Origin of the sequence: Saccharolobus solfataricus (assembly GCF_900079115.1) — an archaeon.
Lineage (GTDB): Archaea > Thermoproteota > Thermoprotei_A > Sulfolobales > Sulfolobaceae > Saccharolobus > Saccharolobus solfataricus.
Genome location: NZ_LT549890.1, coordinates 971359 through 985163 on the forward strand (window position 1 = coordinate 971359; position 13805 = coordinate 985163).

Consider the following 13805-nt stretch of genomic DNA (forward strand, 5'->3'; position numbering starts at 1 on the left):
CAGACTCATTCAAAGCAAAAAAATTAGTTTATAAAACGATTGTCAGTGTTAAAGATATTTACGCTACATAATAGTATTATATGTGAGCGAGATTTTAGAGATCTGCAAGAAAGTTAAACTACTTGCGTATTTTGGATCGTACACAAGGCAAGAGGATTTCGTAGAGGGTATCTCAGATATAAACGTTTTCCTCATATCTGAGGATAAATACTTAATACTAGAGCTTGCGAGTTTAGGCTATTCTCCAATTGAACTTTCTGAAAAGAGTTTCATAGATCTATGTGAGAAAGGTGATCCAATCTGTTATTATTTGCTTTACGATTCTAACGTAGTCTGTGGTCAATTTCCTAAGAGCGTTAAATTCAATTTAAATGACTTTACATGTGAAAGGATTAGAAGATCAATTTTTCCCCTCTTATCATTATCAGTTTCAAGTTTTTTAAGGCAAGATGAGATTTCCGCTGTTTCAAACTCCTTTAGGGCTTTGAGAAGTATTATACAATGGAGATCGTGTACTGATCTAAAGACTATTCCATTAAGGAATGATGACTTGAGGGATAGATGTAGAGAACTAAATCTTTCAATATGTAACGAATTTTCAGATATAGTGTTAATTAGACGTAGGAAAGCCCCACTATCGTTATGGAGTTTGGACAAGATAGTTGAGGCTATCTGTAGCGAGTTAAAAATCAGCTGTACTAAGCCATCTAAAATTTTACAAGTAGTTAAGAATCCTATACAAGTTACATACAAAGAAGATGGTAGGGTTACGGTAAAGGATAGCTTAAATAGGGAAACGAAGATAGCATAAAATTTTTTACTGTAAAATGATATTATAGTAATTGATGAGCGAAGAGATTAACCGTGATATGGAAAGAGCAGAAGAATATGAACAAACAACAACTAGGGTTTCTGTGTTAGGTCAAAATAGATTTGAATTAAGTACTGGGCTCATTATTGCTGCTAGATACGCAGATAAGTTAAGAAGAGTAGCATTAGTAGCATTTAGTAAGATAGCTCCTAAGGAAGTTATTATTAGGGATGTGAGTGAGCTGAATAAGCAGTTATATACTAAAATTGTTGAGGAGATGAAGCTAGGTAAATTAGATGTTATTAGAATATCAGTAGATGCTGAATATGATGATCGAAATAAAAAATTAATTTTTAGTAATTTACGAATCTTGAGATATATTACTGAAGAACAGTGTGGGGAGAAGTATAAGGATATCATAAGTGAGAATGAAAGATTAAAAGGAGAAATTTTAGAATTAAAGAAAAAATTAGAGGATATATTATCCCTTTTAAAGTAAAAAACAATTACCCTTTTATTATCCCTATTATGAATCCTATAATGAATGTTATGGAAGTATATGGAATTACAGATTTCAAGTTCTCTGCGCTCGAAATTACTGAAGGTAATTTTGCCGATAATGTATGTAAGAAGTTTATTACATCTTGAGGCGTTATGTAACCGACTGCGATTAGTATTATAACGATGGCAAGTAGTATGAGGCCTATTTGTATAATCTTTTTTACTAAAAAACCTATTAGTAACCCCAACAAAAATGCTATAATAATTGAAACTATTCCGCTAGTAGTCAATATTGGTAACATACTAAGTATATTTTATAATCAAACTTATAACTCTGTATGGAGTAGCATGAGATATGAAAGTTGTAAAGTACAATTTGAAGGCTAAGATTGAAAGAGCTGGGAGAGATCCTATAACCATAGAGAGGAAATTCAGAAAATTAGTTAATGCAAGAAAGTTTATAGATGAAGTAGTAGGAGAAGATCAAGTAAAGTGTACTCCATTAAGTAAGTCTGAGACTTTAATTACTAAGCAGTGTGAAGGTGATCAAGTAAAGTACTTCTTCGAAATTACTATAGAGAGGATCAAGAAACCAAAGAAGGAGGAAAAGCCGGAGAAAGAGGAAAAGAAACAAGAACAAGGAACTACTCCTTAATCACCGTAATGTACTCTAGTTTCTCTTAACCATTTCCTAAAGCAAGATTTAGAACAAAATAAATAAGCCTTATTTTTATGTACTAAAATAAACTCAGCGTACTCTACCTCTTTCCCACACTGAGTACAAGTACCAAAATTAGGAATAGATAAAATTTGTCTTATAGACTTGAATTCAGCCATATGATATAGTTTTGCTGAAAAAGGTTTAAATGACTATTTCTAATGCGGTGTGCTTCTGTAATGCCTCTTTAACAGTTCCTGCAAGTTTTTCTAGATCTGCCTCCAATTTCCTATATAATCTCTCTTTTTCTACCCAGTATATGTAGTTTGGTCTTCCTTTTCTTTCCTCTTTTTCAGCTGGAGCCTTTTCCCTCTGTATTAAGCCCTTGTCAAGTAAGTTATTTAGTGCCTTGCTTATAGACGCTTTAGTTACATTTAATTTCTGGGAGAGATCATCAGTAGTCATCTTTCCATTTTGTAGTAGTATGTGTAATACTTCTACATCGCTTTTAGATAGACCGTACATGAATGCTATGAAATCGTGTATATCTACTTCCCTTCCATCAGGGAACCTTACTTTTTCAGCCATTTGTTTTTCACCATATATCTATTTAGCTTACTTACTTAAAAAAGTCGTGTATATCTAAATATACATTTGTGTATAAAAGTATACAAATATATTTCAAATATACTCTATGAAAGCTTATTATTACGATAAACTCCATTAATGGTCAAATATAAATATTCATAATAAATACTGTTAAATATTTTCGTGAAGAGATATAATATATATGCGTTACTCCACATATTGTGAAGATGGATATATTAATATCGTTCCGGCTCTTAAGGTTGCGTTAATAATTAGTTTGCTAAGTAAGGGCCAACCACTTCGAGAGGCTTGCAGATGTGTTAACATGTCGATTACTGCGTATGAGAGACATAAGAAGGATAGTGTGGAAAAGATCCAGAAAATCAGAGAAGACAAAGAAATTAGTCAAATGATCGATTCTTTGTCCTCGAGAATAATTAATAAGGAGAAAATAGATCCAATGCTGTTCTGTCTAGTTTGTAGTAAGTCACGAAGGTTATTTAACTTACCAGTATGTTTTTAAAACTGTGAAAGCGAAGAGAGTAATTTTTCTCTCAGCATCCTCATTTTTTCTCTCCTATTTTTCCAGAGTGACTTGGAGTATTGTAGCGCCTCTTTCTACGTTAAAAACTACTACTACTGAAGATAGTATAATATTTGCACTTTTCTTCTTGGGCTATATTCTAGTCCAAATTCCTTCTGGGATGTTAGCAGATCGTATTTCTGCAAATCACCTACTTTTCCTCTCTTTATTAGGTGTGGCAATTACGTCGTTTATCTCATCGACTTTTCCTCTCATTATGCTTGAATATGTCGCCAGTTTTCTAATGGGTTTTTCAGCTGGATGGATTTATCCTATTACAGTAAAACTCTTGAGTGCATCCTTTGATAGCAGAGACTTACCGATTGCCATGAGTATTTACAGTATATCTTGGCCTTTATCCATCGTAGCTTCGGGAGTTATAATACCCTTTTTAGCTTTAACATTTGGTTGGGAGTTCTCGTTCTATTTTATAACTGCACTTTCTATAATTTTAGGTATTTTAGCTCTCCTCTATCTTCCTTCCTTGAAGTTATCTAAAAGTATAATTAAATTTAAGGATGTGGTTAAGGATAAAAACTCCATATATATCTCAGTTGGAGGTTTTTTATTCTATTTAACATATTGGATCCTTGTTCTATATCTTTACAAGTATTTACTTAGTGTAGTCGGAAACGAATACACGGCGGGTATCATTTACTCATTCACTGCATTAACTGGAATTTTCTCTACTATTCTAGCTGGTTATATAATAAAATCTTTAGGTGTTAAAAGGACTTTTCTATCGTTTATTACTCTCTATAGTTTTTCGTTACTCCTTTTTTCGTTTTCAAAAAATGTGATAGTTATTGGTATTGACGCATTAGCCTTAGGTTTCTTTAGGTTCGTTATAACGCCAACAAGCTCTACAGCAGTTGCTGTAATCGGAGGAAAAGAAAGGAGTGGTAGTGTAACTGGCCTTGCTAACTTCTTTTGGCAATTTAGCGGTATAGTTGGGTCCATAATTGCTCCTCTTCTAATAAACTTATTTACTTATACATATTTGTGGACTTTTGTTAGCGTGTTTTCTTTTCTTTCTTTAATTTTTTACTATAAACTTAAATTTATGAGAGATTATCTTTAAGATCTAAGCTCATTCGTTCCACTTCTGCGGAGGAAAGCGTATCAAGTATCTTTCTCATATAAGCTTTCACAAAATAGTATATCTTATATTTTCGAAATATCTCATCTTCTTTTTCCACTACTTGACTTAAATAATCTTCAGGGTGATATTTAACTACCTTAAATTTCTTTCCCTCAACCTCGATTTCATTAGGAACGTTTAATGTAGTAACCAGAAGTATCTCACTACTATTTATTCCGGCAAGGTAAACGTAAAACTTATCAACCTTATCTAATGCGCTTAACAGTATTTCTTTATCATCTAACAACTCTTTTTGCCTCCTCCTCAAATTGTTTGTATACCTCTTGAATTGGTTTGAAAGTTCTTTTTATAATATCCATATCCTCTACCCTTATCTTAACTATCCAACTATCATAGGGTCTTTCATTAATTATTGAAGGGTTTTTTACTACTTCTTCATTTACGTCAAAGACTTCACCCTCTATTGGCAACCTAAACTTACCTATCCACTTTGCACTTTCAATAGAGAAGAGCACGCTTCTTCCATTTACTTTCTCACCTTTCTGCTTTGCCGTAACTTGGAATATTTTACCAGCCATATATTGTCCTAGATCAGTGACACCTATACTAACTACACTATTATCCTCTATTCTTACCCACACATGTTTTTCAGGTTCATAAAGTAAATCGTCAGGGAATGTAAAACCTAGGATCTTCATAAATATTTGACATATTTTTAAGCTTATAAACTTTATTTAGTAAACCATAATTATGGTTAATTTCGCAGTTTGGTTAGATGGTGTAATTCTAAAAATAGACCTAACTGATTCACTTTACAAGATCTATAAGGGAGATCAAATTAGCTTACCCATTACGTATGAGGTTAATGATGACTGGATTAAAGTCTACGATAGAATTAGAGAAGCGAATTTAGCCATACTCTCTCCCTATGACGAAATCACTACAAAGGCTATTTTGGAAAGAATTAACTTGAAACCCACTTACGTTATAGCTAATAGAGGAAAAACTAAACCATCAAGAGAGCCGTATAGGATTTTAATCGAGGTCACTGGATGGGATCCTTTACAAGTAGTAACTTTAGCTTCTTCTCCCCTAGATTTGTTATCTGCGAGGTTTTTTGATTCTAGAATTAAAGTTATTTGTGTGAAGAGATATCAAGATTGCTCTAAGTACTCTCCCTTCTTATATTCTGAAAATTTGGATGACGCTATATCCTCACTTAAGAGACTTAAAATTATAAGGTAAGAAAAAGAGTTTTAAATGAATTTATAATTTCTGAATAAAATATAAGAATATGTCAATTGAGAATGAGGCTAAGAAGTTAGCTGCCACTTATGCGAGATGGTTGAGGAATCCACAAGATGCTCTCTTTGGGAAAGATGGAGAGGGAGTTGTTCTTAAAATTTATAAGAAAATAAAGCAAGCTAAAGATAAAAATGAAATAATAGAGATATTAAGGTTAGATCAGTACACAATGGAAAAGACTACGTTTAACGATATGACCAGATTTGTAAACGATTTACTAAATAAGATTCAGCAAATGGATGATCAACTCGCTTTGAGATTTACTGTGGAGGTATTTAGATATTTTCAAATAGCATTGGCTACTAAAATGGAGGATATGAATAAGGGTTTATGGACGTAGAATTTCCAAAAAATCACGTTAACTTTTTTTGCTAAAATAAGGAAAGATTTATATATACGTTTTTTCTGATATATTCATATGCAAGTAGAGAATATAAGAGTTAGGCTCCCATCTGGAAAAGAAGTTGGATTAGTAGACGCACTAAATTTCTGCTATGATATTTCAGATACGGACTTCCAGGTGTTAAAGACATTACTAAATAGTGGACCAAAGACTGAAGACGAACTAGCTGAAATGCTTCATTTAAGTAAGGCTTCAATAAATAGATCGGTAAATAAGTTAGTTTCCTTGGGTTTTGTAGATAGGGTAAAGGACTCATCATCGAAGGGAGGTAGGCCAAGATATATATACAAACCTATAGATGCGGATAGAATTACCACGAAGATTTCAAATGATTTCAAATATTGTGCTGACTTATTCTCTAGCGTGATACCACAAGAATTGAAAGAAAAGTAAGTAAATTTATTTTAATCTTCGTTTTTCTTACATTTAAACGTAAATCTATCTGGTTCTCTTAAAAAAGCTAACATACATATTTCGGTGTCGAAATAATACTTAATGTTACTATGATCAGTAGTATAGGGTGTGCATTCAGCTTCAAATAGCCTATTGCATACTGGGCATACGACCTTCATGCTGTCAAAATAAAATTTTTTATCTTTATAACGTTAATTCTTTGACTATGATTGAAGAAATGGATTTAACTCCGCTTGAGTGCCCGGAGCCCTTTATGAAGGTAGTTGCTAAACTAATGAAGATAGAAAATGGAGAACTTAAGATCAGGTATAAGGATCCTAAGTGCAGAGAAATGTTACTAGAGGCTATGAAGTTAATGAATTGTAAGGTTCTTGAGGATTCGCAAAATAATGGAGTATTTTTCATGCATATTAAAAAAGAAAGTGGTAGTTCTGAAAAACCTAAAAAAATTGAACTAACTGGAGGTTGCTGACAATATTTTAGAAGCGCAGTTAGTCAAGTCTTGTTTTATTTTAGTTTCAGCATTATGTATTACCGCATATAGATATTTAGGTCTTCCTATTCTCTTACCTTCTTCTCCATCTTTATTCCTGACTATTAACCCTATTTCTATTAATTTCTTCAGACTATTTTCAACGGTAGTTTTGCTGAGTTTCATTATCGAAGCTAACTCTTCCGCGGAAATCGGTCTGTTAAGCTCAACTAATTTAAATAGACACTCGACATCAGTATCTGATATTTTATAACAACATCTTATTACCTCTTTACTTTCTGAAAGTTTTAAACTCATAAACTTATTTTATCTTTTCTAGTATTAAAACTTTAACTATTTTTTAAGGATGATACTGGGGGAGGATTATTTACATTAAATATTTTTTTCATATATTCCTTGTACATACACCTATCTTGGATAACTACAAGTCCAGCTTTTCTGGCCTTTTCCGCAGCCTCATCATTTCTAATACCTTCCTGCATCCATATTACCTTCACATCGCCAACCTTTTTCACTCTCTCCAAAACTTGATCAACAATTTTAGGTACTTCATTTGATGGTCTAAATATCTCAACAATTTCTACCTTATCTGGTACGTCGAGAATTGAGGGATAAGACTTTTTACCTAATATTTCACTCGCGGATGGATTTACTGGGATGACATTATAACCATGATCCATTAAAAACTTAGGCACTTGAAAAGCTGCCTTGGATGGGTCTTTGGAGAAACCAACAGTTGCAATATTTTTATATTTAAGTAAAACTTCCTTTATGACTTCCTCTTCGTTCTCCATAAAATTTACTAGTATTTTTTGGCTTTTAAATTTTTCTATATCAATTTAATGTTTTTCGAGGATTTGAGAGAAATATTTTTATATTAAGTTAACTAAAGCATTTAGGAATGAGAGAATTAAGGTTCTTAATTGAACGAAATAGTCAAGCTCATATACTAGCAGGTGAAGAAGCTCTTCTTTTATCAGTCGCTAATGGTTCCCAACCAATTTTACGATTTGTAATATTTGATCCTCCAGCAGTTCTTGTAGGCTATCATCAAGCGGTTGAGCAAGAAGTAAATATAGAAGAGGTGAAAAAAAGAGGCTGGGAAATAGGTAGAAGGCCTACTGGGGGAGGTACAATTATAATGGGCCCATGGCAATTGGGTTGGGAAATCTACGCAAACAATGATCTATTAGGGTATACTCCAGAAAATGCAATAAAAATTGGTGCTGAAGGCGTTATTAGGGCACTAGACAAGTTGGGTATAAAAGCATCTTTTAGGCCAAAGAATGATGTAGAGGTAAACGGGAGGAAGATTTCTGGAATCGGAGCATTTTCTGAGGGTAATTACATTGCAGTTACCGGAACAATTCTACTAGATTTTGATGTGGACGCGATGATTTCAGTTCTTAGGTTATCTTCTGAAAAACTTAAGGACAAACTAGCCAGAGATTTTAAGGACCGATTAACGTGGGTTAATAAGGAATTAAAACGCTCACTTGATATGGAAGAATTAATAAAAATCTCTAGAGATTCCTTTGCTGAAGTGCTAGGGATAAAGCTTTCGGATGACTACTACAATGAATTTGAAAAGAAGACCATACAAGAATTAGCGTTAAAGTATTCATCGCCCGAATGGATATTTAACTTAAGGCGACCATTAATTGGGGACGATATAAGATACGTAGAAAGGAAACTTCCAGGTGGACTGGTTAAGGTGCAAGTTAAAATGGTCAGTAAAAATCTAATAGAATCTGTACTAGTAACTGGTGATTTCTTCATAGAACCGAGAACTGCCATATATGATTTGGAAGCTAGATTGAAATGGAGTAGAGTTGAAGATTTAGAAAACGAAATCAGAACGTGGTTTAACAGTGTGAAGGCAATTGGAATAACTGCTGATGATCTCATAAAAATAATAGAAGAGGTGGTAAGGTGAGGCCATTATTCCTTTATGCTCCCAATTTAAAGAGGTATGAGAGTGAGTTTTTAGATTCTAGAAAAGGTTGGAAATCAATATCTGTTACGGGTACTTATTGTGCATTTAACTGTAAACATTGTGGTAGGCGAGTATTAGAATCAATGATTGACGGTTCTACTCAAGGTAAAATTGAGAAAGAAATTATGGAAGCAATTAGTAGAGGAGATGAGGGAATTATACTATCTGGTGGTTCTACATCGAGAGGAGATGTTCCGATATGGAGGTATTCTAATTTATTGAAGAGATATTCCGATAGACTTACAATAATAGCTCACACTGGTGTAGTTAAAAACGAAGAAATAGCTAGGAAATTTAAGGAAAGTGGTGTGAAAATCGCATTGTTAGATATGGTATCCGATAATGATGCAATTAAAGATATTTTAGGGCAACCATTTACCGTAGATGACTATCTTAATTCATTTAAATATCTAAAAAAGGTTAATATAAAAATAGTTCCTCATGTGATATTAGGATTGAGCAAAAAGGGCTTAGAAGGTGACTTAGAGTCAATAAGACTGCTTCAGGAAGTTAATCCTGATGCGCTAATAATCGTTGGACTAATGCCATTAGTTGGAACACAGATGAATGCATCTAGACCTCCGACTCCAGAGGAGATTATAGTCGCCTTAAGAACTGCGAGAGATACTTTCCCTAATATTCCGATAAACTTAGGTTGCGCAAGGCCTAGGGGTAAGTCGTATCTTGAAGTCGAGAAGTTCGCTGTGGATTACGATATTGACGCAATAGCTTTTCCCGAAGACGAAACGTACGAATACGCAAAAAGTAAGAGGGAAATATTTTTAAGTAATGCGTGTTGTGGTAATATAGTTTTTGATATATTTAAGGTGATAACCTCATGACATTACGTCTAATTTCAAGTCCAGATTGGGTAAGACTAAGTTTTGGCGCAGATATGGTCTTAGGTTTTTCTTCTGGAGTGTTTTTAAAGGGAGCTCTGAATACCACGATAAATCTGTTGCAATATTACCCAGATGGATGCAAAGCAAATTGCTCATATTGTGGCCAAGCTAGAGAGGTCGCCAATGGTCCAGAATGTAAAACGTTAATAAGGGTAGAATGGCCACTTAGACCTCTAAATGAGGTATTAAAGAGAATTTATGAGAGACAAGGCAATCCAGAATACGGTCTTCAAAGGATATGTATAGGACAATTGGCCCATCCTAGGGCATCTCCAGATGCCATAGAGATAACGAGAAGGATAAGAAATGCGGGGATTGAGCTACAAATTTCAGAATTAGTTACAGCAACTTATACTTTCAAACATCACATGATTGAAATGAGGAAAGCTGGAGCTGATATGATTGATGTTGCAATAGACGCGGCAAATGAGAAGGTGTTTGAAGAGCTAAGGGGTAAGAAAGCTAGAAGCATGCACTCATGGAAGAGATATTTAGAGGCAATAGATGAAGCTGTGGAAGTATTTGGTAAAAAGAACGCTGGTATTCACTTAATAATAGGTTTAGGGGAGAGTGAGAAAGACGCAGTCAACCTTATGTGGTACGCTCATAGTAGGGGAGCTAAAATTTCACTCTTTGCGTTTTATCCAGAGGCTGGTACTCCAATGGAAAAACGAAAACCAGTCCCAGTTCACGTCTATAGAAGGATGCAAATAGCTAGATGGCTGATTGAAAATGATATTGTCGATATTAATGCGTTCAAGTTTGACGACAAGGGAGAACTAATAGATGTAGAAATACCGTCCGATATAACCTTAAATGAATTAGCCCCAGCATTTATGACTAGTGGATGTCCAGGTTGTAACAGACCATATTCCAATGAGAGGCCAGGTAGAGTATTAAAGAACGTTCCTTGGTATCTAGACAGAGAAATGACTTTACGTTCAATTAAAGCTTCCAGATTAGATTCCTTAATAAAGAAAGTAGTAAGGTAAAAATGTTCATAAAGGATGGCTCTTTAATAAGCTATTTTTCAAGTGGTTTTCCTTCACATGTTAGAGTTAAGGCAATAGATATCTCATCTCCAGACTATGAAGTATTTTACTCCCCGGTTAAAGGTGAGGTCGTAGACATAGTGCGATTTGAAATAGGACGGCCAAATAGGTTCTCTACTATAAATTACGACTATATGATCTTAATTAATAGTGAAAATCAAAGAATTATTAAAGTCCTTCACGTTTTACCGTGGGTGGAGAAGGGAGAATACGTTAAAGAAGGGCGAGTAATAGGGGAGTTCCTTCAAACGCCTTATACTGGAGGTGATTTTCCTCACGCCCATATTGAAGGTATTACAATAAGATTTCCTAAGATTTCAAATTATAGAGATTCTAAAATCGGTATAGTGCATAAGAAGGACAAGGAGTTTTTCGATGTCATAATAAAAGATTTTGCGGAAGCTGGGAAGCTTAGAGGATTAGGTTGCTGTGGAGGGCTATTAAATGCGAGTTTACCATATGCATGCTATGGTGGAATTATTGGCGGATTCACCGGTCAACTATCACTTTATGACCTAAATTTAGGATACTTAGCGGTTAGACGTAAAACTTACCTCTTGTTTGAAGGTAGGAAGAACTTATTGAGAAATTGGGAAGAAGATGCGTCATTCAAGGTTCTCGTAAATAAACCTATATGTGGTTTTGCGTTTATGGAGATTGTCTTATCTCATAATGGTTATCCTATGATTAGATTCTTTTTAAACAATGTTAATTTGAGTGAAGGTGATGAGATTGACATATCAGAATTCGTTAGGGATCGTTTGGGATCAAAGATTTACTGAAATCTCTTTCTCTCACCCCATGATTAGGGATATATCTAAGGCTAGAGTAAGAGATTTCATCAAATTAGCTAAGGAAAAAGTCTCTTTTGTAGAAATAAGGCCAGAATACGCTACTAAAGAGGATTTGATGGTTGTTCACACAAGGGATTACATTGGTTTACTCGAAGAGAGCAGTAAGATTCCCTATATAGGATTTTTAGATCAAGGTGATACTGTTCATTATCCAGGGATGTTTGAAGATATACTACTAGTATTAGGTTCCTCATTTACTGCCATAAAATATTCTAAATTCTTGGATTACGTCTATATTCCTCTAGGCGGATTTCATCACGCAATGCCTAATAGAGCAGTAGGGTTTTGTCCGATAAATGATGTTGCAATAACAGCTCTCAAACTATTAGAGAAGGGTGAAAGGGTTGCTATTGTGGATGTGGACGCTCATCATGGCAACGGTTTACAATTCATACTATATGATAAACCAATTTTAAAGATAAATATTTACGCATATGATGGTAACTTTTTCCCTGGAACTGGGAAGATTGATGAAATAGGCGAGGGGAAGGGTAGGGGGTATAACATAAATATTCCTTTACCTTTAGGATCAACGGATGATATTTTTGAGAAAAGTCTAGAAATATTAGACTTATTAGAACTTTATAATCCTTCTTATGTTCTAGTCGTAGCTGGAGTAGATGGTCATAAAAATGATCAGCTAAAATCCTTAGACCTAACAACTAATTCCTATAACCTATTAGGTCTTAGGATAAGAAGAATAAAGAAGACCATAAATTCTAGTATCATTGCTTACGGTGGAGGGGGATATGGTCCAATGTCGTCCTTAAGTATGGTTTCGTTCTTAGAAGGATTGTTAGGCAGAAGAACTTCTTATGAACCGCTTACATCTTCTGAGGATATAGGAAAAATAAGAAGAATAGAAAAAATTATTTCAAGATTTAAAACTCTTTCCAACTTCTTTAGCTAGTTCAAGCATTAATCCTAAAGCATAACTGACATCTTTATCGCTTGTAGCTCTCAATAAGCCCATAGTTCCGACTGGTCTTGCGTTTGGTATGTCATTAACCCAAGCTTTAAAGGCCTTAGAAAACTTATCCATGACTGTAACCAGTCCGTTAACGAATTGTGGATCAGAAATTATTTCCAATAACTGCATTAGTCTATCCAAACTACCAGACTTCTGCATTTCGACTAGTTTGTTTGTAAGCATAAGTAACGAGTTAACGTCTATTTGAGATATTATCTTAACAGTTTTTTCGTCAGTTAGTTTCTTTAATAGTGGCATTGCTGCCTCTAAGGCGCCAAGTGTAGAAGCAATATCGAATTGTTGAATGATCTTTATTGCCTTATCGCTTGTTAGCTGTTTCATTATTGGCGTTAGTGCTTCTAACGCGTTGAACATTGAGTCCAGATCTAAACTTTGTATTAAGTTAAGGGTTCTTTCGCTTGTTAGTTTTTCTAGTATTGGCCATATTGCTTGTATTTTTGGTAGTTGATCCATTCCGAATGAGATGAGTGTGTTTATTAGGTCTGCCTTCTGTACAGCATCAAGTAGCGATATTCCTTGCTCCATTAAGTTAACTAACATGTCGACTTGGCCTTTGCTAGACATCTGATCCATTAATGACGCAAATTTGTTTAGCGTAGGAGCCATCTTTGACGCTAAGTTAAGTAACATATCAATATCTAGGGCTTCAATAGTCTTAACAGTCCTCTCATTTGCAAGTTTAGATAAAATAGGTACTAACTTCGAAGTACTATCTATTAAAGAATCATAGTCTATCTGATCAATTACTTTCAACACTTTTTCGTCAGTTAGCTTCTTAATTATTGGCGATAATTTCTCTAACGCGGTAAGAGTAGAGTCTATATCAATCTGCGATAGTAATTGCAAAGCCCTTTCGCTTGTTAGTTTTTCTAGTATTGGCCATATTGCTTGTATTTTTGGTAGTTGATCCATTCCGAATGAGATGAGTGTGTTTATTAGGTCTGCCTTCTGTACAGCATCAAGTATGGAAACTGTTTGATCAAATAATGAGAGTAAGAAGTCCACTTGACCTTTTTTATCCATTTCTGTTATTTTATCAGTTACTTTCTCTATTGTAGGTAATGCGTCAACTATCTTGGATAACCTACTTAAGTTTTCCGGTTTTAATATTTCCTCAAGTGGATCTACTGTTGATACACTCATACTACTATA

At 34.4% G+C, this 13805-nt stretch carries 22 protein-coding genes; 14 read left to right on the plus strand and 8 right to left on the minus strand.

All coding sequences use genetic code 11. From position 1 onward, the window contains the following. Window positions 1-82 precede the first annotated feature (82 nt). Window positions 83-811 (plus strand): hypothetical protein, encoded by a 729-nt coding sequence (locus tag SSOP1_RS05570; RefSeq protein ID WP_009989729.1) that lies wholly within the window; start codon window positions 83-85, stop codon window positions 809-811. 34 nt (window positions 812-845) lie between these two features. After that, on the plus strand, window positions 846-1310 hold the full coding sequence (locus tag SSOP1_RS05575; RefSeq protein ID WP_014511619.1) for a DUF2258 domain-containing protein: 465 nt from the start codon (window positions 846-848) through the stop codon (window positions 1308-1310). A gap of 7 nt (window positions 1311-1317) precedes the next feature. Here the strand turns inward: SSOP1_RS05575 and SSOP1_RS05580 are convergent, their stop codons facing one another. Continuing rightward, window positions 1318-1614, minus strand: a complete 297-nt coding sequence (locus SSOP1_RS05580) for a hypothetical protein (protein ID WP_009989731.1) — start codon at window positions 1612-1614, stop codon at window positions 1318-1320. A 53-nt stretch (window positions 1615-1667) separates the two neighbouring features. On the opposite strand from SSOP1_RS05580, the gene SSOP1_RS05585 reads away from it, so the two are divergent. Beyond that, complete coding sequence (locus SSOP1_RS05585) at window positions 1668-1967, plus strand: hypothetical protein (protein WP_009989732.1); 300 nt, start codon at window positions 1668-1670, stop codon at window positions 1965-1967. A 207-nt stretch (window positions 1968-2174) separates the two neighbouring features. Here SSOP1_RS05585 and lrs14 (SSOP1_RS05595) read toward each other — a convergent pair whose 3' ends face one another. Next, a complete protein-coding gene (lrs14, locus tag SSOP1_RS05595) occupies window positions 2175-2558 on the minus strand; it encodes an Lrs14 family HTH-type transcriptional regulator (RefSeq protein WP_009989734.1) in 384 nt (127 codons plus the stop codon). Window positions 2559-2760: 202 nt separating this feature from the next. Here lrs14 (SSOP1_RS05595) and SSOP1_RS17890 point away from each other — a divergent pair, with 202 nt between their 5' ends. Then, window positions 2761-3081, plus strand: coding sequence for a hypothetical protein (locus SSOP1_RS17890; protein ID WP_009989735.1), 321 nt, complete (start codon window positions 2761-2763; stop codon window positions 3079-3081). A gap of 4 nt (window positions 3082-3085) precedes the next feature. Beyond that, window positions 3086-4222, plus strand: a complete 1137-nt coding sequence (locus SSOP1_RS05605; protein WP_009989736.1) for an MFS transporter — start codon at window positions 3086-3088, stop codon at window positions 4220-4222. Here the strand turns inward: SSOP1_RS05605 and SSOP1_RS05610 are convergent. Both SSOP1_RS05610 and SSOP1_RS05615 read right to left on the minus strand, forming a co-directional pair. Beyond that, the gene (locus SSOP1_RS05610) at window positions 4203-4529 is read right to left on the minus strand and encodes a hypothetical protein (protein WP_009989737.1); all 327 of its coding nucleotides are present in this window, start codon (window positions 4527-4529) and stop codon (window positions 4203-4205) included. The genes SSOP1_RS05605 and SSOP1_RS05610 overlap by 20 nt on opposite strands. Beyond that, window positions 4519-4941 (minus strand): glycine cleavage system protein H, encoded by a 423-nt coding sequence (locus tag SSOP1_RS05615; protein ID WP_009989738.1) that lies wholly within the window; start codon window positions 4939-4941, stop codon window positions 4519-4521. Before SSOP1_RS05615 ends, SSOP1_RS05610 begins: the two co-directional genes overlap by 11 nt. A gap of 52 nt (window positions 4942-4993) precedes the next feature. On the opposite strand from SSOP1_RS05615, the gene SSOP1_RS05620 reads away from it, so the two are divergent. From SSOP1_RS05620 to lrs14 (SSOP1_RS05630), 3 genes are all read left to right on the plus strand, one after another. Beyond that, the gene (locus SSOP1_RS05620; RefSeq protein WP_009989739.1) at window positions 4994-5488 is read left to right on the plus strand and encodes a hypothetical protein; all 495 of its coding nucleotides are present in this window, start codon (window positions 4994-4996) and stop codon (window positions 5486-5488) included. 34 nt (window positions 5489-5522) lie between these two features. After that, complete coding sequence (locus SSOP1_RS05625; RefSeq protein ID WP_029552522.1) at window positions 5523-5888, plus strand: hypothetical protein; 366 nt, start codon at window positions 5523-5525, stop codon at window positions 5886-5888. A gap of 78 nt (window positions 5889-5966) precedes the next feature. Then, on the plus strand, window positions 5967-6344 hold the full coding sequence (gene lrs14, locus SSOP1_RS05630) for an Lrs14 family HTH-type transcriptional regulator (RefSeq protein ID WP_010923198.1): 378 nt from the start codon (window positions 5967-5969) through the stop codon (window positions 6342-6344). 11 nt (window positions 6345-6355) lie between these two features. Here the strand turns inward: lrs14 (SSOP1_RS05630) and SSOP1_RS17375 are convergent, their stop codons facing one another. Then, a complete protein-coding gene (locus tag SSOP1_RS17375) occupies window positions 6356-6523 on the minus strand; it encodes a hypothetical protein (protein ID WP_014511620.1) in 168 nt (55 codons plus the stop codon). 47 nt (window positions 6524-6570) lie between these two features. Between SSOP1_RS17375 and SSOP1_RS05635 the strand changes: the two genes are divergently transcribed. Next, on the plus strand, window positions 6571-6837 hold the full coding sequence (locus SSOP1_RS05635; RefSeq protein WP_009989742.1) for a sulfurtransferase TusA family protein: 267 nt from the start codon (window positions 6571-6573) through the stop codon (window positions 6835-6837). Here SSOP1_RS05635 and lrs14 (SSOP1_RS05640) read toward each other — a convergent pair. Then, window positions 6820-7155, minus strand: a complete 336-nt coding sequence (gene lrs14, locus SSOP1_RS05640; protein WP_009989743.1) for an Lrs14 family HTH-type transcriptional regulator — start codon at window positions 7153-7155, stop codon at window positions 6820-6822. The two genes, SSOP1_RS05635 and lrs14 (SSOP1_RS05640), sit on opposite strands and share 18 nt — an antisense overlap. Before the next feature lie 32 nt (window positions 7156-7187). Next, entirely contained in the window at window positions 7188-7652 is a 465-nt protein-coding gene (locus SSOP1_RS05645; RefSeq protein WP_009989744.1) for a CoA-binding protein, read from the minus strand. 107 nt (window positions 7653-7759) lie between these two features. On the opposite strand from SSOP1_RS05645, the gene SSOP1_RS05650 reads away from it, so the two are divergent. The 5 genes from SSOP1_RS05650 to SSOP1_RS05670 are packed head-to-tail and all read left to right on the plus strand — an operon-like array spanning window position 7760 to window position 12572. Next, the gene (locus SSOP1_RS05650) at window positions 7760-8794 is read left to right on the plus strand and encodes a lipoate--protein ligase family protein (protein WP_009989745.1); all 1035 of its coding nucleotides are present in this window, start codon (window positions 7760-7762) and stop codon (window positions 8792-8794) included. Further along, on the plus strand, window positions 8791-9696 hold the full coding sequence (locus SSOP1_RS05655) for a radical SAM protein (protein ID WP_009989746.1): 906 nt from the start codon (window positions 8791-8793) through the stop codon (window positions 9694-9696). The genes SSOP1_RS05650 and SSOP1_RS05655 overlap by 4 nt, the downstream gene beginning before the upstream one ends. Then, window positions 9693-10748: a radical SAM protein gene (locus tag SSOP1_RS05660; RefSeq protein ID WP_009989747.1), complete on the plus strand. Its 1056-nt coding sequence runs from the start codon at window positions 9693-9695 to the stop codon at window positions 10746-10748. Before SSOP1_RS05655 ends, SSOP1_RS05660 begins: the two co-directional genes overlap by 4 nt. Before the next feature lie 2 nt (window positions 10749-10750). After that, on the plus strand, window positions 10751-11590 hold the full coding sequence (locus SSOP1_RS05665; protein ID WP_009989748.1) for a DUF8155 domain-containing protein: 840 nt from the start codon (window positions 10751-10753) through the stop codon (window positions 11588-11590). Beyond that, window positions 11535-12572 carry a histone deacetylase family protein gene (locus SSOP1_RS05670; RefSeq protein ID WP_009989749.1) on the plus strand — a complete coding sequence of 346 codons (1038 nt, stop codon included), beginning with the start codon at window positions 11535-11537 and terminating at the stop codon, window positions 12570-12572. Before SSOP1_RS05665 ends, SSOP1_RS05670 begins: the two co-directional genes overlap by 56 nt. On the opposite strand, the gene SSOP1_RS05675 is transcribed toward SSOP1_RS05670, so the two are convergent. Beyond that, a complete protein-coding gene (locus SSOP1_RS05675; RefSeq protein WP_009989750.1) occupies window positions 12537-13796 on the minus strand; it encodes a DUF1641 domain-containing protein in 1260 nt (419 codons plus the stop codon). The genes SSOP1_RS05670 and SSOP1_RS05675 overlap by 36 nt on opposite strands. Window positions 13797-13805: the final 9 nt, after the last annotated feature.